This window comes from Nocardia sp. NPDC004278 (genome assembly GCF_053602975.1).
On sequence record NZ_JBSGEQ010000022.1, the window covers coordinates 116,878 to 138,271 of the forward strand.

The window sequence follows — 21,394 nt, forward strand, 5'->3', positions numbered from 1 at the left end:
GTGGTGGTCGACAACGCTGGCCCGACGGCCAAGCCCTTACGTGCGGACGCTCGCCGCAACCGCGAACTGGTGCTGGTCACCGCGCAGGAGATGTTGTCCACCGACGGGATGTCGGTGTCCTTCGATGAGATCGCGCGCCGCGCCGGTGTTGGCGTTGGCACCGTCTACCGACATTTCCCCACCCGCGACGCGCTGTTCGAGGCGGTTGTTCTCGGCCGGATCGAACAGTTCGTCGAGCTGGCGCGCACGTCGATGGTGGCCGATGCCGAGCCAGGTGAGGTGTTTCTCGGCTACTTCGCCCATGTCGTCGGTGCGGTAGCGCTCAATCAGGCGCTGTGTGACGCCATGGAGCCGGGCGCCGGAGCAGGTTTTGCGGTGCCCGAGAAGGTGCGCACCGAGTTTCGCGACGCATTCAGCACCCTGCTGCACCGTGCACAAGCCGCCGGGGAGGTGCGGTTCGACCTCGATGACGCCGACGTACTGGATCTCCTGATCGGCGCAGCCACGGCCGAGCGGCTCGCTCGCCTGCGGGGCGCAGAGAACGACCTGCTCGCGGTCATCCTGGCCGGTTTGCGCGCCAGGAAATCAGCCACTTGAGACGCGGTCTCAGCTCGAGTGGATGAAGATGCGGATCGCGGTGATGCGCCGGCTATCGGTGGCGAATTCGACGAAGGCGACGCCGTTGGCCGAATCGAGCCGGACGCTGGCACTCACCGTTCGACCGGCGGCGATCAGCTTGTCCCACTGCATATTTCGGGTGCGGTTGGTGAACTCCTCCAGTGAGATCCTGGTGCCCGCGGGCAGTTCGATGACGGCACGGTCGCTGAGCAGTCGCCGCACCCGCGCGATATCGGTGGCCGCCGCGGCCGCGAAAACCTCGGCCGCAGTGCGTTTGCCCGCGCGCCCGACCCCGCCCAGCGCCCGCATCATGCCGAGCATGCCGCCGAAGCCCTGGTTGGCGATCAGCTGTGGGCCCAGCTTCAGTGCCGCACCCAGTCCGGGCAGGCCGGTGCGCAGCAACTGCACGATCATCGCGGCCAATTCCCAGTGCGCGGCCAGCCGGACGATCTTCCAGACGCCGCCTTCCTCGATGAGGTCATAGCGCAGATGCATCGGGACGGCCACGGTGGCGCCGGTCGACATGGTGGTGCGGATCAGCAGGTCGCGAACCACCGTCGACGGGCCGACGAAGTCGTGGTCGATCTGGAATGCGATGGTGTTCGGGCCGATAAAGGTGTCGTAGAACCGTTCGATCGCGACACGGCCGATGTGCGGGCTCGATCCGACCGGATCGTTGACGGTCGCGTCGGCGGCGAACAGGCCGACCCAGGCCGCCTTATCGTGTGCCGCCACCGCGCGCGGCGACGCCTGGACGGCTGCGAGCAGGTCCTTGGCGGTGGAATCCAGCGGCATGACAGTTCCTCCTAGTTGCTGCGTCACATGGTAGAACATGTTCTAATTTCGGCGCCGCGGGTTCGGCAGAACTGCCCGGCGTCCCGCTCGACAAGGACTCCCATGGACTGGTACACCGGCAATACCGCCTACGACACCGTGCTGACGATCGCCTTCGCCTTCGCCGCATTCGTGCTGATCGGCGGCCTTTTCGCGCAGAGTCCCTACGGCCGCTTCGGTACCACCGAGATCGGCTTCAACCTCAACCCGAAGCTCGGCTGGTGGTTGATGGAGATTCCGGCGACGGTGGTCTTCGCGGTGTTCTATCTGACCGGCCCGGACCGGTTCGAACCGACCGCACTGGTGCTGGCCGCGATCTGGGTGCTGCACTACGGCAACCGCGGCTGGTTCTTCCCGCTGTCCATCCGCCAGGTCCCCGGCAAGCGCAGCAGCTTCAATGTATCGGTGATCGCCGCGGGCATGTTCGTCACCGCGCTGCACGGCTACCTCAACGGCGCCCTCTTCAGCCACGACTACCTGCACCAGTACGACCCCCACTGGCTGATCGATCCGCGCTTCCTGATCGGTCTGGTCGTCTACCTCGGCGGTTTCGCGCTGCTGGTCCGCTCCGAGTCGATCGTGCGCAATCTGCGCGATAAGAACAATCCGGGCGCGACCGAGTACCGGATTCCGCACGGCGCCGGCTTCCGGTTCGTCACCAGCCCCGCCTATCTCGCCGAACTGATCGCCTGGGCCGGATTCGCACTGCTCACCTGGTCGCTGGCGGGTGTGGTCATCTTCTTGATCACCGCGGGCAATCTGGTCCCCCGAGCCTTCGCCACCCACAAGTGGTACCGGGAGAAGTTCCCCGACTATCCCGCCGATCGAAAGGCATTGATCCCCTTCGTCCTGTGAGGAGTCATACAGTGGCGTAATGGCGATCATCGATGCTTGGGCCCAGCATCCGACGGTGCGACTGCTACAGCACGAAATGCTGGACTCACTGCGCCGCTGGACCGGTGACACCATCCCGACCCAGCCGCCGCCGGTCTCGACCACGCTGGCGGCCATGGACGCGGGCGGCGTCGACACCGCCTTGATCAGCGCCTGGTACGGCCCCGAGGGCGTGCTCATCTCCAACGACGAGGTGGCCGGTTTCGTCGCCGAATCCAACGGCAGACTGGTCGGCGTAGCCTCGGTCGACCTCCGCAAGCCGATGGTCGCGGTCCGCGAACTGCGCCGCGCGGTAACCGAATTGGGTATGAAGGCATTGCGCATCGTGCCGTGGCTCTGGGGTCTGCCCCCGAACGACCGCCGCTACTACCCGCTCTACGCCGAATGCGTAGAACTCGGCATCCCGTTCTGCACCCAAGTCGGCCACACCGGCCCGCTACGCACCTCCGAAACCGGCCGCCCCATCCCCTACCTCGACGACGTCGCCCTGGACTTCCCCGAACTGGTCATCGTAGGCGGCCACATCGGCTACCCCTGGACCACCGAAATGATCGCGGTAGCAACAAAATACGAGAACGTCTACATAGACACCTCCGCCTACACGATCCGCAGATACCCACCAGAACTGGTGTCCTACATGAAGTCCCACGGCCGCACCAAGGTCCTCTTCGGCACCAACTACCCCATGATCGCGCCCGAACAGGCACTGGCAGGCCTCGACGACCTCGCCCTGAACGCCGAATGCAGCGACCTGTTCCTCTCCAACAACGCCACCCGCATCTTCAACCTGACCAAGTCCCCCTGAGCAACACCCGTAGCTGAGCCCCCGCAGAGCGGTCACGGTGGTGCAGGTAAATGTCGAGTGCTGACCTGCACCAGCGCATTCTCGCGGGGTGGGCTTTACTGGGTGCCCCATACGGCGTGGGCGCCGGAGTCGCCGACTCGGTAGGTCTGTACCAGGGCTGCACTGCCTGCGAGGATCGCTAGTGCGGCGACGAGGGCGGTGAGGGTGCGGCCCAGTGGTTTTCCGCGTTCGGCGCGGAGGTGGACGATGATCAGTAGGGCCGTGACCAGGAGGAGCCCGACTGCGAAGTAGATCATCGTGTTGCCGAGGTTTGCGTGCTTATCGATTGCGGGGGAGCCGCCGAGTTTGTGTTGTAGCCACTCGCCGGCGTCGGTCGTGATGGGGGTGAGTGCGACGGTGATCGCGGCCAGGGCGGTGATCAGCCAGATCAGGCGGCGGCGCGCGGCGGGCCAGAGGGCGGACATGATCAGTAGGACCGCGGTCAGCGGGACGAAGACGACAATGATGTGGACCAGCAGCACATGGGCGGGTAGACCGTTGATCGTCGACATGAGGCGCACTCCTGGAGTTCTCGACCACCTGGGCAGTTCCGGCCCAAGTATCTTCCTCACCTCACGGTTTACCGCGCCGACAGGTTCATTTCACGAATGTTCGGCCGTTCGCCGGGGCGATATCCGCGACGTGATGCAGATCCGGATACCGCCCGGGTTCCCCTGGTCGACCGCACCGGATCGGGCGTCGGAATGCGAGAGGTCAGGCGGTGCCGGTATCGCTCAGGGGCAGGTGCAACCGGACCTCCGCGCCGCCCTCGGGCCGGTTGACCGCCTCGGCCCGCCCGTCGTGCAGTGCGACGATCGAGCGCACCAGGGCGAGCCCGAGTCCGTGGCCCTGTCCGTGGCCACGCGCGAAGCGTCGGAAGACGTGCGGCAATACGGCGGGATCGAATCCGGGCCCGTCATCGGTGACCGTCACCACGACCTCCTTGCCATAGGTCGCGATGCCGACCCGCACATTGGTGGCGCGGGCGATGGCATTGCGCACGACATTGTCGATGGCCTGGCGCAGCAGAATATCGTCGCCGTCGACGACCGCCGGGCGGGCGTTGGTCAGCTCGACCGCGGCACCGCCGGCCGCGGCGGTCGCGACGATCTCCTCGGTGAGCAGGTCGACCCGCAGCGGCATCCGAACCGGTTCGACCGTGCCCGCGTCGAGCCGGGCGAGGTCGAGCAGTTGCACGACACTCTCCCCCGCGCGTTCGGTGGCCGCGCGGATTTCGGTCAGCGTGCGCACGTACTCCTCGGCTTCGCGCGGCCGGGACAGGGCCTGACTTGCCGTCGCGCGAATGACCGCGATCGGCGTGCGCAGCTCATGGGCGGCATCGGCGAGGAAGTCACGCTGGAACTGCTGGGCGCGCACCGCCGGTGCCAGCATGCGCCCGGCGAGCAGCCAGGTCAGCCCGGTCAGCAGGGCGGTCACGCCGACCGCGACCAGCGCGACATACCAACGCTGCCTGACGATTTCGGCGTCGGTATCGTCCAGCGGGGTCGCGGTCACCACCACTCGGCCGTCGGGCCGCAGCCGGGCCGCACCAAAGTAGTGCTCATCGTCGCTCCACACCTCACGCAATGCCGAACCGGCACCCCAGTCCGGATCGCGCGCCTGCTCGGCCAGATCCTGTACCGGCGCACCCACATAGACCTCACCGAGCGGGGTGGTCACACCCGCCGCGTCGACCACCCAGGCATTCTCGCGCAACCAGTCGGGGGCCTTCGCCGGATCGGGCTGGGCCGCGATATCCGCGACCTGTTCGGTGGCGACCACCCGCGCCTCGGCCTGGCTGCGGTCGGCGAGCACAGCCGCCAGATAGACCGCACCGGCACCGACCAGCAACAGCGCCGATAGCGCGGTGGCGAGGGTGAGCCGGATGCGAAATCGCCTGAGATACATCGTCATTCCTTGGCGTACAGGTGGAAGCCGACACCGCGCACGGTATCCAGGCGGGTCCGCGCGGTCGGCAGATCCAGCTTGCGGCGCAGCGTCGAGACGTAGACATCGACCACATTCGAGGTGCCCTCGTAGTGCAGATCCCAGACCTGCTCCAGCAATTCGGTACGGCTGACCGTCTGCCCCGACTGCTGCATCAGATACTGCACTACGGCGAATTCCTTGGCGGTCAATGGAATCAGCACCTCGGCCCGCCATACCCGATGGGTTGCCATATCCAGTTTCAGATCGCCGACCCGCAGTAGCGAACCGCCCTGTGTCACCGGCCTGCGCAGCACCGCCCGCACCCGGGCGGCGAGCTCACCGAAGTCGAAGGGTTTGCTGACATAGTCGTCCGCACCGGTATCCAGACCGGTGACGCGATCGGTGGCACTGTCGCGCGCGGTCAGCACGAGTACCCGGGTGCGGCCGTCCGCCTTGAGCTGGCGGCACAGGCTCAGCCCGTCACCGTCGGGGAGACCGAGATCGAGGACGACCAGCGCGTAGTCGTTATAGGAGCACAGATCGTCGGCCTCGGCCAGGGTCGGGGCGTGGTCGACCGCATGCCCCTCCTCGCGCAGGCCGCGCACCAGCACCCTGGCCAGCCCCGCGTCATCCTCGACCACCAGCAACCGCACCGACACAGTCGATCACATCACCGGTCGACAATGATGCCGGGGACGGGTTTCGGACGGCCCGGCAGGACCAGTTCGGCCGGGACGGTGAACCAGCTCTCGGCAATGGTCGCGTAGAACTCGGACATATCGATGGTGGCCTTCAGGTTGTCGTCGCGATCGAGGGTGCGCAGTGACGGCTGCTCGCCATGGCCACCCGGGCGGACCGGACCGAACAGCAGTGCGGTCGACGCGGCGCCGTGATCGAGGCCGCCGGAGTCGTTATCGGGAACGCGACGGCCGAATTCGCTCAGCGTCGCGATGAGTACGCGAGAGCCGAGGCCGCGGCGGTCCAAATCGGCGCGGAAGGCGCCGATGGCGGCGTCGAATTGCCGCATGATGCTCGCGTATCGGGTCAGGTGGTCGGTGTGGGTGTCGAAGTCGTCGGCCATCGGTACGTGCACGATGCGGATGCCGTGCTGATCGTCGGCGAGAACTCTTGCCGTCAAGGACAATTGGGAACCGAGGTGGCTGTCCGGGTAGCCGTCCGCCGCGGCGGGCAGTGCGGCCGCGACAGCACCGAAGCGCAGTGCGGTGCGCGCGCTGTCGCGGGCGGTCGAGAGCAATGCGGCAGCACCCCGATCCGGATGATTCATTGCGTGCTGGGCCGCGAGCCAGGCCGCCGCCAGGGCCGGATCGTCGGGCATCGGAAAGGCGCCACCGGTATCGGGATCCATCGACAGCGTTGTGCACCGTTCGGCGCTCAGCGCGGGCGAGGGCCCGCCGCCGAGCGATACCCCAACGGCGGGCGCGGCCGGATCCCCCACGACATCGCAGAGTCGACCGAGGAAGCCGGTGGTCGGCCGTAGCGTGCCCGCGGGATCCCCGGTCCACCAGCGCTGCAGCATTTCGAAGTGTGAGAGATCGGGCGCGGCGGTGCCGACACCGGCTAGGACCGCAGCGCCACCGAGCGCGACCTGTTCGAGTTCGGGGTGCAGGCCGAGCCGATCGTCGATCCGGTGTACACGCGATGCCTCGATGGCGGTACTGCGGCGCAGCGCGTAGTAGCGGTCGTCGGTGTAGGGAACCACCATCGACAGCCCGTCATTGCCGCCCGCCATTTCGATGACGACGAGCTTGCGCTGGTCGGGTGGCGCGGCCACCGGCGGCGTCGGCGCGCGCAGCGGCGCGGGGGCCGGTGCGAATTCCGTGCCGAGCTGCCATGCCGCGTAGCCACCGACGGCGGCGAAAGCGCCTGCGGCAGTGAGACCCAGAAACCCGCGGCGGTCGAGGCTGATCATGACAGGGTGAACTCCGGTGACGAGACGACGCAGGCCAGAATTGCCGCGGCGCGGGCGCGCGGGTCGAGGCCGGGGGTGGCGGCCAGGGCCGTCACCGCATCGCGAGTGGTGGGTGTCGGGTCGTAGATGGCCGCGCGTTCGAAGGCCGCGAAGTTCTCATTCGGGGCATCCGCGCGCGAGCCAGCGCCGTCGAGATAGACCAGCATGGCCGGATCCCTGGTGATCTCGTGCAGCAACGTCCGGAAATTGCCGAGGGCATGCCTGCGCAGCAGCAGATGCTGGCGCCATAGCAACCGCCACTGCCCGACCTTGTCGTAACTGGTGGTCAGATGCCCGTGCCAGAACCACACCAGCTTCTCGTGCAGTCCCGCCGCCGGGTCGGCCAGCACCGTCAACCAGCGCTCGATGGGCCCATTGGCCGCATCCGCGTCGTCATCGGACAACTCCGGCGTGCCCGGCGCCATCGGCCGTGCGGTGAGCACGGACTCGACCACCGCGCCGATATCGCGGCCGACCCACCGTTCGGTCTGTCCGGGAAACGGCCCGAAGGTGGTGCGCCGCAGCACATGCGCGATCAGCGCCCGCTCATCGTCCACGACACTGCCCGCCATGCGCTCACGGTCGCACCGGGCGCATTAAGGGATCATGAAATCAGTCCGCCTCGACGACCTCCGCCGCCTCGGCCACCGGATAGAAACGGTGCACCGTGAGCGCCGCGGCGAGCAGTCGGGAGCCATTGGGCTCACTCGGATCGATGCCGGTGAGTTCGGCAATGCGCTTGAGCCGGTAGCTGAAGGTATTGGGATGCACGTGGACCTCGGCGGCGGCCGCCTTGCGATCGGATCCGTGCCGCAGGTGCGCATCCAGGGCCTCGAACAGGTGCTGGCGCAATAGCAGTGGCGCAATGCGGTCGGCCAGGCGATCCCGGGCCGGACCAGGGCGGGTGAGCTGATACTCGAGCAGCAGATCGTCGAGGTCGTACAGCCCGCTCGGCCGGTTGAGCAGCCGGGCAAGTTCGGCCAGATCGGATGCCTCCTGGACCGCGTGCGGAAGCAGATCCCGTTCCACCGCGCGGCGTTCGGCGAGGAACACATCGACACCGAACTGTTCGGTGAGGTCGGCGGCCAGCCGCTGGTACTCCGCGGAGTCGGATCCGCTCGGCAGCAGGGCGATTCCGGTCGTGCCGTCGAAGGTGCTCAGTGCCTTGGTTCCGGCGATCCCGTCCAATGCCCGCTGCAGCACCCGGATGCGGCGGCGGGTGAGCAGATCGGCGACCACGATCGGATGGTCGTCCGGGCGGATGTGGATGGCGAGCACCGTATAGCGTTCCGCGAGAACGACATCCGCGCGTGCGGCCAGTTCCTCGGCGGGCTGGCCGCGCAACAGGGCCGAACACAGTGCCCGGCGCGCCTCGCGTTCGGCGTGATAGATCGACTGCTCGACATCGGTATACGCCTCGACCACCGCGACATTGATATCCCGCAGCAGGTCGAGCAGTCGACCACCGAAGGCGATCAGATCGTTCATATCCTCGGGTGCGGCCACCGCCGCCGCCTCCTGCAGGATCGCCTGGCCCGAGCCGTGCACCGCATGCATCAGCAGTCCGAGCGGGATGCGGTCCTCGGCATGCCGCTCGGCCACCGGGCCGACGAACTCGACCACCTCGGCCCCGGTGAACGTGCGTTGCTCCTGCAGCGCGCGCAGGAAGGCGCGGCCGCATCCGGCGATCGCGGGCAGCACCTCATCGGTGAAATGCCCGTCCGGCAGATCGGCGGCCGGTGGCGTCGATCCGAGGCCCGCAGCGAGCATGCGTTCGGCGATTTCGGGTAACCGACGGACCAGTCGGGCGATTATCGGTGCGTCTCCGGACAACGGGGGTAGGGCAACGGGCATGACTTGCACGGTACCCAACGATGCCATTTACCAATAAATCTCGTAACCACCGGCCGGTTGTCTTCGAACACAAACTTTCCGCGGATTCTTCTCTCCCGGGTGCAGTGACAATATGGCTCGAATGACCGTGCTCACCAGCGCGTTCCGCGCGCTACCTGGTGACGCCGGTCACCGTCAACACCATCCACCGGAGAAAAAGACCCGACTCAATTGTGTTTCGGGACAATTAATTTCCGTCACCGCCGTTGCTACCTTGATAACCAGGATTCCGGCGTCATTTCAAATAAACACCGTGCCGGTGTGCCGTTCGAAAGGATGTACAGGAATGACCGTGCCTGCCGACACCGAGATGGGCCCGGCGCGTCCGATTGTCGAAATATTCCCATCGGAGCGACCGCTGCCGCCGGAGCTGGATCGGTTCTATCACCCGCCCGCCGGATTCGCACGCTTCGCCCCCGGCACCGTGCTGCGCACCCGCAGGGTCGAGCTGGCACTGTTCGGGCGTGTGCCACAAAAGGTTTCGGCCTGGCAGCTGCTCTACCGGACCAGCAACCTGCACGGCGGTGCGGAGACGGCCGCAACGACGGTCCTGCTGCCGTGGGGCGCCGATCCGCATCAGCCGCGGCCGCTGGTCTCGTTCCAATGCGCCATCGACGGCGTCAGTTCCAAGTGCCTGCCCTCCTACGCACTGCGCCGCGGCGCACGGGCGCTCGGCTCGATTCCGCAGGTCGAATTGCCGGTCATCGCGTACGCACTGGCTCAGGGCTGGGCGGTATCGATTCCGGATCACGGCGGGATGGCCGGACATTTCGGAGTGCCGCGCGAACCCGGCTATCGGTCCCTCGACGCGATCCGGGCGAGTCTGAGTTTCGCCCCGCTCGGCTTGACCGATTCGACTCCCGTTGCGCTGTGGGGTTATTCGGGCGGCGGACTCGCCACCGCCTGGACCGCGGAGTTGGCCGCCGAATACGCACCGGAGCTCGATATCGTCGGTGCGGTCGCCGGTTCGCCGGTCGGCGATCTCGGCTCGGCCTTCGCGCGATTGAACGGCACCTTCTTCGCGGCCTTCTCGACGATGGCCGTGGCAGGGCTGCGGCGGGCCTACACCGATCTCGATCGCATCCTGCGCACACACCTCGAATCCGAATTCCTGGAGATACTCGCGGATGCCGAATCGCGCACCACACTGCATTTGCTGTTCCGGTTGATGGGCAAGAACATCGACAACTACAGCCACCGCACCTTCGCCGAACTACTCGCCGAACCCGACCTGCAGCAGATCCTGGACGATATCCGGCCCGGTGTGCAGGCACCCGCCATGCCGCTGCTCGTCATCCAGGGTGTCAATGACGAACTCATCGCCGTCACCGATGTCGACCAGCACGTTGCCCGCTATGCGATCCGCGGTGCGCACGTGCGCTACCTGCGCGACCGCCTGAGCCTGCATATGCCGCTGCTGTTCATCGGCGCACCCGCCACCATGAACTGGCTGGCGGATCGATTCGACCAGCGTCCGCTGCCCGCTGCGGGCACCGAAACCGTGTGGTCGGTCGCGTTCACCAAGCGAGAGGCGTTGGGCCACTTGCGTTTCGCCGGATTGCTGGCACGCATGCTCACCAGCAGGCCGATCCGGCAGTTCCGCCGCTGCGCCTGAGCCCGGTCGCACACAGCACTCAGATGATCAAGCCTCGCGCGTGCGATGACCGAAGTCACGCTGACATTCACAGTGCCCGAAGAGCGTTGGCGTCAGCCCGACTTGGCTCGCCGTTCGAGGGCCGCTGATATCAAGGAACGAGCGGCGTTGCCCCGCACGGCCTGCTTCGCCAAGACATGGAATGCGCGCCCGTATGTGGCGACCTCCCGTGGCTGGGTAATCGTGAGTTCGGCTGTCACGTTTTCGACCATCACTGTGCGATCGTCGAACATGATGAAGTTCGATATTGGTACTTGGTAGCGGGTTTCGGCGGGCACGATCCCGAACAGCACCCGCGGCATGCCCAGCACGGCGAGCAGGCGATCGAGTTGTCCAGTCATGATCCGGTCATCGCCGACAGTCGTCCGTAGCGCTTGTTCTCCGATCACGAAGTGAAACCGATGCTTGCGTTGATACAGGATTTGTTGGCGTTCCATCCGCTTCGATACGCCATCTTCGAGGTCATTGGGTATGCCCTGGAACTCGATCACATTGCGCATGATCTCTTCTGCGTATTCGGCAGTCTGCAACAAGCCCGGGATCAGAACCGGCTCATACCAACGCATCAGCTGCGTCTCGGCTTCCAACTTGATCGAAGCCTGCTGCCGCCGTTTCGTGCCGGTTCCAAGTACTCGGCGCCACTCCAAGTAGGACGCCTCTATGTTGCGCACGGTCGCGATGAGATCCGGCACTTGGTCCACGGAGTTTGTATGCACGCACCAGGTGCGAACGTCGGCATCGGTCGGTTTGGTCTTCCCGTACTCGATCTTTGACACCTTGGTTTGGTGCCAGCCTGCGAGGTTGGCGAGTTCCGTGCCGGTGAGCCCCGAATTGAGGCGAAGCTCCCGGAGTCGGCCTCCGAGAGCTTCGCGCAGTTGGTGAAGCGAATCACTCACTGGTTGGAGTACTCCGCGAGAGGGGTAGCGAGCGCCCAGACACGCTCTTTCACGGCTCGGCAGTACTTGACCAGTCGAGGATCGGTCGTGACTGCGCCACCGACCCAACGGCCTGACGGCTCGAAGATCGTGTACGCCAGCACCGCGTCATCGAACAACCACCAGTCATCCACGGTCAACTCGGCCGAGTCGATCAAGTGCCGCGGCAGGTAGCGAACGTCCTCGCCAGCTTCAGCGTTGAACCGCGCTACCGCCTTCGCGAAGCGCGTGTAGTCGGTGTGAGGTTCGGTCACCACGCGGGCACGGTTCACGGCCACACCACGACTGGTCACGTCCCGCACGTGGTCGAGCCACGGTCGGAACCATGCGTAGTCGTCGGGTTCGTCCTGAAGGAACTTCCGAAACGGCTCGGACTCCTCTGGAGTCTCGTAGGTGTCCTGAACTTCCAGATGAAACGCCTCCCGCTGGCAGGAGTGGAATAGGCGGTTGAACGCCTCATCCTGCACGAGTTGCACCGTAGAACATCCTTTCTGCCTTCGAAACCTCGACGCATGTTTCGTCGTCGTAGATGTCCAGTCCCCCGAGTACGTCCGGGTCGGTGACCGGTGTCCCTTCGAGAGTGAAGGTGCCACGGCCGCTGTCGGTCATCGGCGCCCCGACGAACGTGTTCGGGAGCGCGAATCCGAGCAACAGGTGTGGGATCTCGACAGTTCCGGCTGAATCGGTTTTCCATCCCTGTACGACGTAGGTGTCCTGGTTGGTGGCGTAGAGGCTGGGGCATCCGCCTCCAGTGGTTCCGCCCTTGCCGAGAAACTGTAACCGCATGGCCTGGCTCTCCAATCGCTGTATGCCTACCTATGCTCGCGCGGATTCCATGTTCCTCTCTAAATGCTTGTTGTGTAGAGGAACAATAGATTTCGAGCATTTTGGAGCATGAGCCTGGACGAGCAGGCTGCCGGATTCTTACCGTCATTGCCAGGCACTCGGCGCCGGGGTGATGCCCAAGAGCCCTCGGCGCCGGGCGGCCTGCCAAACCGAAACGAACACCGAGGCGGTACAGCCAATGCCGTTCATGCCTAATTCAAAACTGCCACAACGTGACCCCTTGGTCGGCCCACCCATTCCCTTTTGCGGCGCACCGGCCGATGTGGTCGAGTTGTTCGCGGGCGCGGTACGCCAGTGGGCAGATCCGCCCGTGCTCGCACAGTCGTCACGGTGCTGGGGTGTCGAGTCTTTCGACATTGGTGCGCATGACCCACCCGAGGGGGTGCGTCATGGCGCTCACTGAGACACAGGCCAAAGTGTTAGCCGCACTGGCGATTCCGGAACCCGCGCAAGCGCTGACCGTGCGCGAACTGTGCGGCCACGCTGGTCGCGCCGAGGCTGCTACGCGTGCAGCGCTGCAGGGGCTCGCCGATTCCGGTCTCGCCCATGGTTCCCGCACAGTCCCGGTCGGGTGGCAGATCACCGACCGCGGGCGGGCACTGATCAACGCACGGCCATACCGAGAATTCCTGCCGCGCAACGGCGCTGTCACCGTGAGCGCAAGCGGGGCGAGCCGGTGAGGGCGAAACCAACCGCGATCGGATACCTGCGCACCGACGTATCAGGAATATCGCAAACATGGGACGAAATCCAGATTCGCAGTCTCGCAAAGCGATACGGCTACAACCTCGCCAAGACTGTGGCATTCAGCGCACAGACCGACCATCCGCTGAGTCGGTTGCTGAACGTGGTCCGGCGTCTGGATGTCGACGCGGTGATCACCCCCAACCTCGAGCACCTTGGCGGCGCAGTGCCGCCTGATCTCGTCCGAGTCTGCGAGATCAACACCATTTCGCCCAAGGCGACATACGCGCCGCACGCCTCGTTCCGGTTTGTCGATGTGGACGGCGCATAGACCTGCTCCGCAGCAACGACGCTGGAAAGGATGTGGCCCAACATGGTGGCACGAGTAGAGGATCCAGGCCCGGACGGCAACAACCACGACAACTGGAATCAGGACCCGCGCGAAGACCGAGGTGACGACTTGATTCGGCCGTGGGGGCGATAGCTGCCGCCGAGTCAGAAGTAGCAGCTCTGAACAGCAAGAAGCGGCCCGACCGTCGTGCGCGTGAGGGCCGGGCCGTCTTCTTGGGATCCCTGATGGAGGAAACTAAATGAAGATCATCAGAGCCGCCCTCGCGGCGTGCGTGATCACCGCATCGATGTTCGGTGCGATCACGGTCGCACAGGACACTCGGCGAACTCGTCGCGGGGCATGACAGTTGTCATGCCCGACCCGTGATGGTTGGCAGATCTGCCGCCCCGCGCCGGTCCGTAGCGTCATTTCTCGTAGTGCACAGCCGAATTCACCAGGAGCACCCGAGATGACGACCACCGCAGCAGCGGCCGGGCCGACCGATACAGTTCGGACCCCGGCGCCGCGCTTCAGCCCGATTCGCGTACTCGCCCCGATCGTGCGCGATATCGCGGTGCCCATCGGCGCCTACTTCCTGCTGACCGGCCTCGGTTACAGCGACTTCGCCGGACTGCTCGCCGGAACCCTGTTCTCCGGTGCGGTCCTGATCATCGAGACCATCCGGTCGCGGCGCCTCGAACCCTTCGCCGCGATCATGCTCGGCGTCTTCGTTTTCGGCTTGGTCGGCTCGCTGATCAGCGGCGACCCCCGGATGATGATCGTCAAGGATTCCGCGGGTACCGCGATCGTCGGCATCGCCTTCCTGATCAGCACGGCGGTCGGCAAACCACTGACCTACCTGTCTGCACGCAAGGCGCTCTCGGCCGCCGGACCGGCCAAGCTCGCCGAATTCGAAGAGTCCTACCGCGCTGATCCGGCCAAGCGCCGCGGCTTCACTATCCTGGCCGCGGCCTGGGGCGTCGGCCTGCTGTCCGAGGCCGTCGTCCGGATACTGCTCGCCTACCAGCTCCCGGTCCACACCATGGCCTGGCTGTCGCCGGTCCTGTCGATCATCTTCTTCGCCCCGCTGATCGCCCTGAGCGTCCGGTTCGTCAAGCGCGCCCGCCGGGCCTGAGCGTCCTATCCGCGCCGCCGGTCCCGATATTCGGGGTCGGCGGCGAGGTCTTCCCAGAACTCGACGTAGGCCTGCTCGTGCAGGACGCCGAGCCGTATGATGCGGGCGCGGGAAACCGCGCGGACCTGATCGGCCGGGTCGATATCGGCTTGCAGTGATCGATACAGCTCGAGCAGCCGACGGTGTTCCGCGGCTTGGCCGTTCGCCAAGGCGACCACATCCTCCGGTGCGCCGAGATCGGCGAAGAAGAGTTTCAGCTGTGCCGGATCGCGGGTCTCGGCGGGCGGGTTCCGCGGGTCGGCGAGCCAGCGCCGCAGTTCGGTCCGGCCCTTATCGGTCAGGTGGAAGAGTCTGCGTCGTCGCCCACCCTGTTCGGCCTCCTCGTCGAGCAAACCGCGCTCGGCCAAGCGCACCGGAATCCGATAGAGCTGCGCATGCGGCACCGGCCAGAAGTAGTCGACGCTCTCTTCGAGTCTGGCCTTCAACTCATACGGCGTGAGCGGCCCGTGCCTGGCGATCAATCCCAGCACGATGTGATCCTGCGGCCCGAGATCCGGCATGCCTCCTCCATCGCATTGACACCGTCTCACTGAGACTATATGTTAGTGCCATCGAGACCGTATCAATGAGACTATTAAGGAGTGACGATGCGCGATTTCGGCATCACCCTGTTCGACCAGTGGACCGCGATGTGGAACGGCGATCTGACGCTCGCGGAGCGAATCATGGCCCCAGAGTTCACCCTTCGCTACGCGCAGCCGAACGCCAGCGAGTACGACGACATCCGCGATCCACAAGCCCTCGCCACCCAGATCGCCGAATTTCGTGAGCAGCGTCCCGGCATCCGATTCGCACCCCAGGGTGAGCCGGTCGTCGAAATGGATGACACTCGAACCGGATTCATCGCACGCCCGTACGGCGCGGAATCGACCGGTCCCGATGGGGCGACCATTGCCATCAGCGGCACCGATATTCTGCGCATCGTCGCGGGGGTCATCACCGAGGTCTGGTCGGTCTCCGGTGGTCCCGCCGGACGCAGCTTCTACTGAGCGAGTGTCATCGGGGGCAGGTAGTCGCCGACCAGTGTGCGGTGCCACCACGTTCGCTCGTGCCGCAGTTCGGCGGGAGTCGCGAAGCGGTACAGGTAGATTCGCGCCCGCACATAGGTCGGTGGTGCGTCAGGAAAGGGACAGCGGCGCAGCAGCCGCAGCGTCGCCGGATCATTGCGCAGCAGCCGCTCGACGAAGCCGAGCAGCCAGCCACGGGCGTAGGCCGGGGAGATCGCGGCGAACCACATCAACCAGTCGAGCCGCAAATGGTAAGGGGCCCATTGCCGTGGCAGTCGGTGCGGATCCCCCGGCTTACCTTTGAATTCGTACTCCCGCCAGTGTGTTCGCTCGGTGATCTCCGCGTCATCGGTGCCTTCGAACACCACCTCCTCACGGGTCCGGCCGATACTGCCGAACGCACCATAGGTATTGACCAGGTGCAATGGGTTGAAGGACGCGTTCATTCGCTGCTGCCGGGATATCAGATTGCGCACCGGCCAGTAGCTCAGGATCACCACCGCGACGGTGCACGCGATCACCAGGCCCGCGAACCACGGCGGTGCGGCGGCCAACGACGGCGGCTTCGGCACTGGCAAAACCGCGGCGGCCGAGGATCCGTCGATCACGGTAGTGGCCAATAGGATCGTCACCCAGTTCAACCAGGCGAAGTTCCCGGAGAGCACGAGCCAGAGCTGGGTGACGATAATGAGCGCCCCGGCCACACTCGCCACCGGCTGCGGCGTGAAGAGCCCCCACGGCACGACCAGTTGGGCAAAGTGGTTGGCCGCCACCTCCACCCGATGCAGCGGTTTCGGCAGGCGGTGGAAGAACCAGCTCAGCGGACCGGGCATCGGCTGGGTCTCGTGGTGGTAGTACAGGCAGGTCAGATCCCGCCAACAGGAGTCCCCGCGCATCTTTATCAACCCGGCGCCGAACTCCACCCGGAACAGCAGCCAGCGGATCAGCCACAACACCAGCACCGGCGGCGCCACCCGATCGTTGCCGAGGAAGATAGCCAGGAACCCGGCCTCTAGCAGCAGCGACTCCCACCCGAACGAGTACCACGCCTGTCCGACATTGACGATCGACAGATACAGCACCCACAGCACCGCCCACATCAGCATCGCGCCCCACAGCGGCACCAGATGCAGCGCACCGGCCGCTATCGCGGCGGACAGCGCCGCGCCGGACCAGGCGACGGCGGCGAAGTAGCGGTCCGAGTAGTGCAGCTGGAAGATGCTCGGCGCGCGGCGGAAGGAAACCCGCCGGACGTACTCGGGCACCGGCAACATCCCCCGCGCACCGATGAGCGCTCGAAATTGCCGCGCCGCCGCCGAGAACGCGATCAGATAGATGACCGCGAGGCCGTGCTGAAAAACCAGTCTGCCCAACCAGTACTCGGATTCGGTGAACGCCATGCCCGCTCCTTCGTACCGCTACCTACGGTGTGGTGCCCGCCCATCGGGTAGCTGCGGCTCGGCTCGGTCGGTATTCATCGCTACTTTCCCGAGTTCGGCCAGATCGGTGACGACCACATCCGCCCCGGCCCGGCGCAACGCCTCGGCATGCCCGGCATCGCGGTCTCGATCGACGCCGACGACGTATCCGAAACGACCGGCTCGACCAGCCGTCACCCCGGCGACGCCGTCCTCGAACGCCGCCGCCTGTTCCGGCTTCGCGTCCAGGGCTTGCGCGGCCGCGAGAAATGCGTCCGGCGCGGGTGTGCCGCGCAATCCGCGGCGCGCGATCTCCAGCCCGTCGATACAGACATCGATGAACCGGCCCAGATCCGCGGCCGACAACACCGCGGCGGCATTCGCCGATGCGGTCACCACACCCGTCTTCACCCCGGCCGCGCGCACCGCCGCCAGATACTTCACCGACCCCGGATAGGTATGGACACCGTCACGTTCGAGGAATGACAACAGCAGTCGATTCTTTCGATTGCCGAGCCCCGCGACACTCGGCTCCCCCGGCAACGCATCGGGCTCGCCTTCGGACAGGGTGATCCCCCGCGACTTCAGGAACTCCCGGATACCGTCCGCCCGCGAGCGGCCGTCCACATAGCCCAGATAGTCCTCATTGGAGAACGGCCAAAACGCGCCATGGCCGCGACCGGACAGGAATTCGTCGAATACCAACTTCCACGCCCGCCGGTGCACTGCCGCGGTGTCGGTCAGCACGCCGTCGAGATCGAACAGCGCGACCGAGATCGACTCGGGTAGACCCAGCCCCCGGAGGTCATGGATGGGCGTCATATCACAGCGGTACCCGGGAGCCGGAGCGGCAAACGCGGCGCTGAGCTGCGGCGACGTTCGAGATGGTGACGGCGGCGTTATCGTCGATCGCCGCTGCGGCCGTGCGGCTATTCGAACAATTGGTCGTCGAGGATATCGGTATCGGCGCTCACGGATTCCAGGCGCAACCCGACGGCGGTGACCAGCGCGTGCACGAGTCCGGTGAATGCGGTGAGCGAACGCAGCACCGTGACCGAGCCGGTCTCGACGTAGAACGTCAGATCGGCAATGCGGGCCAGCGGGGAGGACGGATCGTCGGTGAGCGCGATCGTGGTGGCACCGCGGCGGCGCGCGTACTCGACCGTGCGCACGGTATCGCTGCTGTACCGGCGGATCGACACCGCGATGAGCGCATCGCCTGGCTCGATATCGCGCAGTTCATCGGTCAGCAGGCGGGCCGAGGCCCCCAGCTGTCGGACCCGTGGCCGGATCATTCGCAGCAGATGGTCGGCCGAATAGGCAACGGCCAGACTGCGCCGCAGACCGATGATGTGGACGGCCGACGCGGTCGCGAGTGTCTCGACCGCCCGGTCCCAGTCGTCGCGATCGATCCGCGCGAAGGTGCGGGTCAGATTGTTCGTATCGTATTCGGTGATCGCATCGAAGAATTCGTCGTTCGAGGAGGGTGGCGGTGCGCCAGCCGGCCTACGCACCAGATGCGCCTCCGCGGCCAGTTGCCTGCGGCATAGCTCGACCAGAGCCGGATAACCGGGTAGTCCGAGCATGGTCGCGAACCGCACCAGCGAGGAGCGATGCACGCCCGCTAGTTCGGCGCTGCGGCCGATGCTCCGGAAGGCGGTACCCTCCGGATCGTCCAAAACCAGCCTGGCTATGCGCTGTTGACCGTCGGCTAATTCGGGCAACCGCACCTGCAGTAGGGCACGTAGTTCCTGAAAGGTGGTAGGTGCCCTGTCCTGCACAGTGAGCCTCACGATCATTCGGGTACTCGAACGATAGGCCCACACAATAACTGACGAGCCGTAAGGTTCTAGTGCCCAACAGCAACCGCCGCCAACCCTCGGGGTTACTGCACACTTCGCCAGCTTCGCTGCGCGAATGGGTCATCCGGTTGGATGTTCAGGTTCCGCATCCTCAGGCCGCCCCACGGATCATTCACCAGGCCATCGGTGAGGCCATCGAACATGTGCGCATGCTCGTGTGCGGCCACGGCGGCGGCGAGATTTTGATCCGTCATGTTGAACGCCCACGTGTTCACGGCCTCGTAGGCGTTGTTCGCGAGATTGAATCCGATTGTTTGCAGCGTCGCCTTATCCGCGTCTGCCCAACGATCCGGAGCGATGGCCTGGTCGAGCCTCTGGCCCCGCTCCATGGCCGTGTTGACGTCGTCGATAAGGACCTGGTCGACGAGCGTGTTCCGCATCGGCCTTGGGGCGTTGTTGCGGAAGTTATAGACCGCGACATGCGCCTGGCCAGCCAATTCTTCCATGATGCCCGAGCCGGGACGATTCACCGCCGCCTGCAAGGCGGCGTTCGCCTTCGCCCGCGGCGCGAACTCGTACGTGTTCGGCGGCGTGCTCGCCTTCTGAATCGCGTGAACGGACGCGATATTGCCGACCGTCGTCTCGTTGACACCGAGCCGGTTCATCGAGCCCATCTTGCCCTGGTAACTCGCATCCATATCGCCGAGACCATCCCACCCGTGAGCCCGGCCCACATAGTGGCCCATGCCGCCGTAATCGTCCGCGCGCGATGTGGCCTTGGTGTCGAGGACGTTTCGCGCGGCCAGCAGTTCCTCCTGCTGGTGGAGAGTCATACGCGATGCCGCGATCTGCATATTGACCAGCTCGGCTTGCTTGCGCAGTCGCGCGTTGGGATCCAGCGGTCGGTTCGTCCGCATCGCCAACCAGGCCACCACCGGAGAGGTGTTGGCGGTGTTGATCGCGGCCAGGCCGGACATCAGTCCTGACCCCGACCCACCGCCCCTGGCCTGCATGGTTCCCATCCCCAAAGCCGTGCCGCCGCTGCCACCCCCGGGCGCGCGGCCACCCTGGATCGCCAGCGCGAACCGGTTGGCGATCCAGTCATTGCCCCGATCCAGGCCGCGGCTCAGGCGTTTCAGCTGCGAAACGGCCACGATCTCGGCGGTGCCCGCGATCACGATTACCGCCATGGTCTCGCCCTTGGCCTGCGCGAACAGATTGCCCATGAACAGCACATAGACGCCGAGGAAGATGGTGTAGGCCGTCATCTTGGCGGCCCCGACAATGCTGTCGACAAGATTACGGACCAGAAATGTCTGCGTCGGTCCGTATACGAATCCGCCTGCGGCGAAACCGAATATCGACATGAACCCGTGATAGATCGTGTCCAGGGCGGCCTTGATCACCCTGATCCCGAGCACCACCGCGAAGACCAGCAGGATGCCACCACAGATCAACAGCATCAGGCCGGTGCCGACCTGACCCATGCTCGGATTCTGCGCCTTGGCGTAGGCGGCGGAGTCGCCGCAGGACTGCATGCCCTTGCGGACCCGATCGTCGTCACCGGCGGCCATCCCCGCGGACCACGCCGAGCGGCATGCCGGTTGCTCGTCGACCACATGCCCGAAATTCCACACCTGGACCGGGCGGCGCGCGAAGTTGTCCGCCAGATCGCGCTGCATGGTGGTGACCAGCTGATTCGGATTCGGATTGTTATTGCCGTTCAAACCGGCTGCGACCGAAATGCCCAAATCCCTGCCCTTGGTGAGCAATCCGTCCGGGGACAGCACATCGGCGAGCGGTTCGGCCAGGAACACCGGGCCCAGGACCGCCACCCCGAGCATCGTCACGATCTGCAGCACCGCCTTGGCGTGATAGCCGCGCATCCAGAACCAGGCGACGCAGAACGCACCGATCGTCGCCGCGGTGATCAGCATCATGGGTGTCGCGATCTGACCGGTCAGCCGGTCCGCGACGCCGGTCAGCGCCGAGCTGAACATATTGAGCCACTGGAAGCTCAAAGCATTCCCGATCAACCAGATCGCGGTCGTCACGATGGCGATGTAGCCGATGAATAGGAAGCCGAGGATGGCCCAGAGGATGGTCGCGCCCGGGTTCAGCACCCCGCCGTGGTCGGTCGCGAACGAATAGTTGGCCAGCGGCACCCCGGACGAGTCCCGGATGTGCATCCAACTGAGCCCGTCGATTTGGGAAACACCGCTGCCGGTGGCGGCGGCCTGGTACTGCGCACTGGCCACCGCCCCGACGACGCCGGGAAAGACGAAGAGCACGAAAATGACTGCCAGAAACCACCCGATGCGACGCCGCCAAGGACTCGCACCGAACCGGCGCAACAATTGAACGGGGCGCGGACAGCACCCCCATGGATCCTCTGATCCCCACCTTGGCCGACTCGGCCGCATCTTCGACCGTGTGGCCATGCTCTCAGCATGACGCAACTATTGTTGCGCGGCAACACTTCTGAGAAACCAATTGTTCATCTAACGTCCACTTCCGCGGATTTCCCATCACCGAGAAGGA

23 protein-coding genes are annotated in these 21,394 nt (G+C 65.5%); 8 read left to right on the forward strand and 15 right to left on the reverse strand.

The window, feature by feature from the left end:
* Positions 1 to 3: 3 nt before the first annotated feature.
* Positions 4 to 597 (forward strand): TetR/AcrR family transcriptional regulator, encoded by a 594-nt coding sequence (locus tag ACWEO2_RS29240; RefSeq protein ID WP_452408256.1) that lies wholly within the window; start codon positions 4 to 6, stop codon positions 595 to 597.
* A 9-nt stretch (positions 598 to 606) separates the two neighbouring features.
* Here ACWEO2_RS29240 and ACWEO2_RS29245 read toward each other — a convergent pair whose 3' ends face one another.
* Positions 607 to 1,413, reverse strand: a complete 807-nt coding sequence (locus ACWEO2_RS29245; protein ID WP_452408257.1) for a nuclear transport factor 2 family protein — start codon at positions 1,411 to 1,413, stop codon at positions 607 to 609.
* Between the two features lie 102 nt (positions 1,414 to 1,515).
* Between ACWEO2_RS29245 and ACWEO2_RS29250 the strand changes: the two genes are divergently transcribed.
* The gene (locus tag ACWEO2_RS29250) at positions 1,516 to 2,307 is read left to right on the forward strand and encodes a 3-oxo-5-alpha-steroid 4-dehydrogenase (RefSeq protein ID WP_452408258.1); all 792 of its coding nucleotides are present in this window, start codon (positions 1,516 to 1,518) and stop codon (positions 2,305 to 2,307) included.
* Between the two features lie 19 nt (positions 2,308 to 2,326).
* Positions 2,327 to 3,151 carry an amidohydrolase family protein gene (locus tag ACWEO2_RS29255; RefSeq protein ID WP_452408259.1) on the forward strand — a complete coding sequence of 275 codons (825 nt, stop codon included), beginning with the start codon at positions 2,327 to 2,329 and terminating at the stop codon, positions 3,149 to 3,151.
* A gap of 95 nt (positions 3,152 to 3,246) precedes the next feature.
* Here ACWEO2_RS29255 and ACWEO2_RS29260 read toward each other — a convergent pair whose 3' ends face one another.
* From ACWEO2_RS29260 to ACWEO2_RS29285, 6 genes are all read right to left on the reverse strand, one after another.
* Complete coding sequence (locus ACWEO2_RS29260) at positions 3,247 to 3,702, reverse strand: DUF2231 domain-containing protein (RefSeq protein ID WP_452408260.1); 456 nt, start codon at positions 3,700 to 3,702, stop codon at positions 3,247 to 3,249.
* Positions 3,703 to 3,904: 202 nt separating this feature from the next.
* Positions 3,905 to 5,098 (reverse strand): sensor histidine kinase, encoded by a 1,194-nt coding sequence (locus tag ACWEO2_RS29265; RefSeq protein ID WP_452408261.1) that lies wholly within the window; start codon positions 5,096 to 5,098, stop codon positions 3,905 to 3,907.
* A 2-nt stretch (positions 5,099 to 5,100) separates the two neighbouring features.
* Positions 5,101 to 5,772: a response regulator transcription factor gene (locus ACWEO2_RS29270; protein ID WP_452408262.1), complete on the reverse strand. Its 672-nt coding sequence runs from the start codon at positions 5,770 to 5,772 to the stop codon at positions 5,101 to 5,103.
* A gap of 17 nt (positions 5,773 to 5,789) precedes the next feature.
* Positions 5,790 to 7,049: a DUF1501 domain-containing protein gene (locus ACWEO2_RS29275; RefSeq protein WP_452408263.1), complete on the reverse strand. Its 1,260-nt coding sequence runs from the start codon at positions 7,047 to 7,049 to the stop codon at positions 5,790 to 5,792.
* On the reverse strand, positions 7,046 to 7,660 hold the full coding sequence (locus tag ACWEO2_RS29280; protein WP_452408264.1) for a DUF1800 family protein: 615 nt from the start codon (positions 7,658 to 7,660) through the stop codon (positions 7,046 to 7,048). Before ACWEO2_RS29280 ends, ACWEO2_RS29275 begins: the two co-directional genes overlap by 4 nt.
* A 40-nt stretch (positions 7,661 to 7,700) precedes the next feature.
* The gene (locus ACWEO2_RS29285; protein WP_452408265.1) at positions 7,701 to 8,942 is read right to left on the reverse strand and encodes a PucR family transcriptional regulator; all 1,242 of its coding nucleotides are present in this window, start codon (positions 8,940 to 8,942) and stop codon (positions 7,701 to 7,703) included.
* A gap of 325 nt (positions 8,943 to 9,267) precedes the next feature.
* Here ACWEO2_RS29285 and ACWEO2_RS29290 point away from each other — a divergent pair, with 325 nt between their 5' ends.
* Positions 9,268 to 10,596 carry a lipase family protein gene (locus ACWEO2_RS29290; RefSeq protein WP_452408266.1) on the forward strand — a complete coding sequence of 443 codons (1,329 nt, stop codon included), beginning with the start codon at positions 9,268 to 9,270 and terminating at the stop codon, positions 10,594 to 10,596.
* A 92-nt stretch (positions 10,597 to 10,688) separates the two neighbouring features.
* Here the strand turns inward: ACWEO2_RS29290 and ACWEO2_RS29295 are convergent, their stop codons facing one another.
* Genes ACWEO2_RS29295 through ACWEO2_RS29305 form a run of 3 tightly spaced genes read right to left on the reverse strand, consistent with a single transcriptional unit; the run spans position 10,689 to position 12,356 of the window.
* Entirely contained in the window at positions 10,689 to 11,531 is an 843-nt protein-coding gene (locus tag ACWEO2_RS29295; RefSeq protein ID WP_452408267.1) for a helix-turn-helix domain-containing protein, read from the reverse strand.
* Entirely contained in the window at positions 11,528 to 12,046 is a 519-nt protein-coding gene (locus tag ACWEO2_RS29300; protein WP_452408268.1) for a DUF6879 family protein, read from the reverse strand. The genes ACWEO2_RS29295 and ACWEO2_RS29300 overlap by 4 nt, the downstream gene beginning before the upstream one ends.
* Positions 12,027 to 12,356: a hypothetical protein gene (locus ACWEO2_RS29305; protein WP_452408269.1), complete on the reverse strand. Its 330-nt coding sequence runs from the start codon at positions 12,354 to 12,356 to the stop codon at positions 12,027 to 12,029. Before ACWEO2_RS29305 ends, ACWEO2_RS29300 begins: the two co-directional genes overlap by 20 nt.
* 449 nt (positions 12,357 to 12,805) lie before the next feature.
* On the opposite strand from ACWEO2_RS29305, the gene ACWEO2_RS29310 reads away from it, so the two are divergent.
* The 3 genes from ACWEO2_RS29310 (at position 12,806) to ACWEO2_RS29320 (ending at position 14,566) form a co-directional block, all read left to right on the forward strand.
* On the forward strand, positions 12,806 to 13,096 hold the full coding sequence (locus tag ACWEO2_RS29310; protein ID WP_452408270.1) for a hypothetical protein: 291 nt from the start codon (positions 12,806 to 12,808) through the stop codon (positions 13,094 to 13,096).
* A complete protein-coding gene (locus tag ACWEO2_RS29315) occupies positions 13,093 to 13,431 on the forward strand; it encodes a hypothetical protein (protein WP_452408271.1) in 339 nt (112 codons plus the stop codon). The genes ACWEO2_RS29310 and ACWEO2_RS29315 overlap by 4 nt, the downstream gene beginning before the upstream one ends.
* Before the next feature lie 469 nt (positions 13,432 to 13,900).
* Positions 13,901 to 14,566 (forward strand): VC0807 family protein, encoded by a 666-nt coding sequence (locus ACWEO2_RS29320; RefSeq protein ID WP_452408272.1) that lies wholly within the window; start codon positions 13,901 to 13,903, stop codon positions 14,564 to 14,566.
* Between the two features lie 5 nt (positions 14,567 to 14,571).
* Here ACWEO2_RS29320 and ACWEO2_RS29325 read toward each other — a convergent pair whose 3' ends face one another.
* The gene (locus tag ACWEO2_RS29325) at positions 14,572 to 15,126 is read right to left on the reverse strand and encodes a PadR family transcriptional regulator (RefSeq protein ID WP_452408273.1); all 555 of its coding nucleotides are present in this window, start codon (positions 15,124 to 15,126) and stop codon (positions 14,572 to 14,574) included.
* An 87-nt stretch (positions 15,127 to 15,213) separates the two neighbouring features.
* Between ACWEO2_RS29325 and ACWEO2_RS29330 the strand changes: the two genes are divergently transcribed.
* Positions 15,214 to 15,615, forward strand: coding sequence for a nuclear transport factor 2 family protein (locus tag ACWEO2_RS29330; RefSeq protein WP_452408274.1), 402 nt, complete (start codon positions 15,214 to 15,216; stop codon positions 15,613 to 15,615).
* Here ACWEO2_RS29330 and ACWEO2_RS29335 read toward each other — a convergent pair.
* The 4 genes from ACWEO2_RS29335 to ACWEO2_RS29350 all read right to left on the reverse strand — a co-directional run bounded on the left by ACWEO2_RS29335 (position 15,609) and on the right by ACWEO2_RS29350 (position 21,144).
* Positions 15,609 to 17,033: a lipase maturation factor family protein gene (locus tag ACWEO2_RS29335; protein WP_452408275.1), complete on the reverse strand. Its 1,425-nt coding sequence runs from the start codon at positions 17,031 to 17,033 to the stop codon at positions 15,609 to 15,611. The two genes, ACWEO2_RS29330 and ACWEO2_RS29335, sit on opposite strands and share 7 nt — an antisense overlap.
* 18 nt (positions 17,034 to 17,051) lie before the next feature.
* Positions 17,052 to 17,873 carry an HAD family hydrolase gene (locus ACWEO2_RS29340; RefSeq protein ID WP_452408276.1) on the reverse strand — a complete coding sequence of 274 codons (822 nt, stop codon included), beginning with the start codon at positions 17,871 to 17,873 and terminating at the stop codon, positions 17,052 to 17,054.
* Between the two features lie 107 nt (positions 17,874 to 17,980).
* Positions 17,981 to 18,844, reverse strand: coding sequence for a MurR/RpiR family transcriptional regulator (locus tag ACWEO2_RS29345; protein WP_452408277.1), 864 nt, complete (start codon positions 18,842 to 18,844; stop codon positions 17,981 to 17,983).
* Between the two features lie 92 nt (positions 18,845 to 18,936).
* Positions 18,937 to 21,144, reverse strand: a complete 2,208-nt coding sequence (locus ACWEO2_RS29350) for a hypothetical protein (RefSeq protein WP_452408278.1) — start codon at positions 21,142 to 21,144, stop codon at positions 18,937 to 18,939.
* Positions 21,145 to 21,394: the final 250 nt, after the last annotated feature.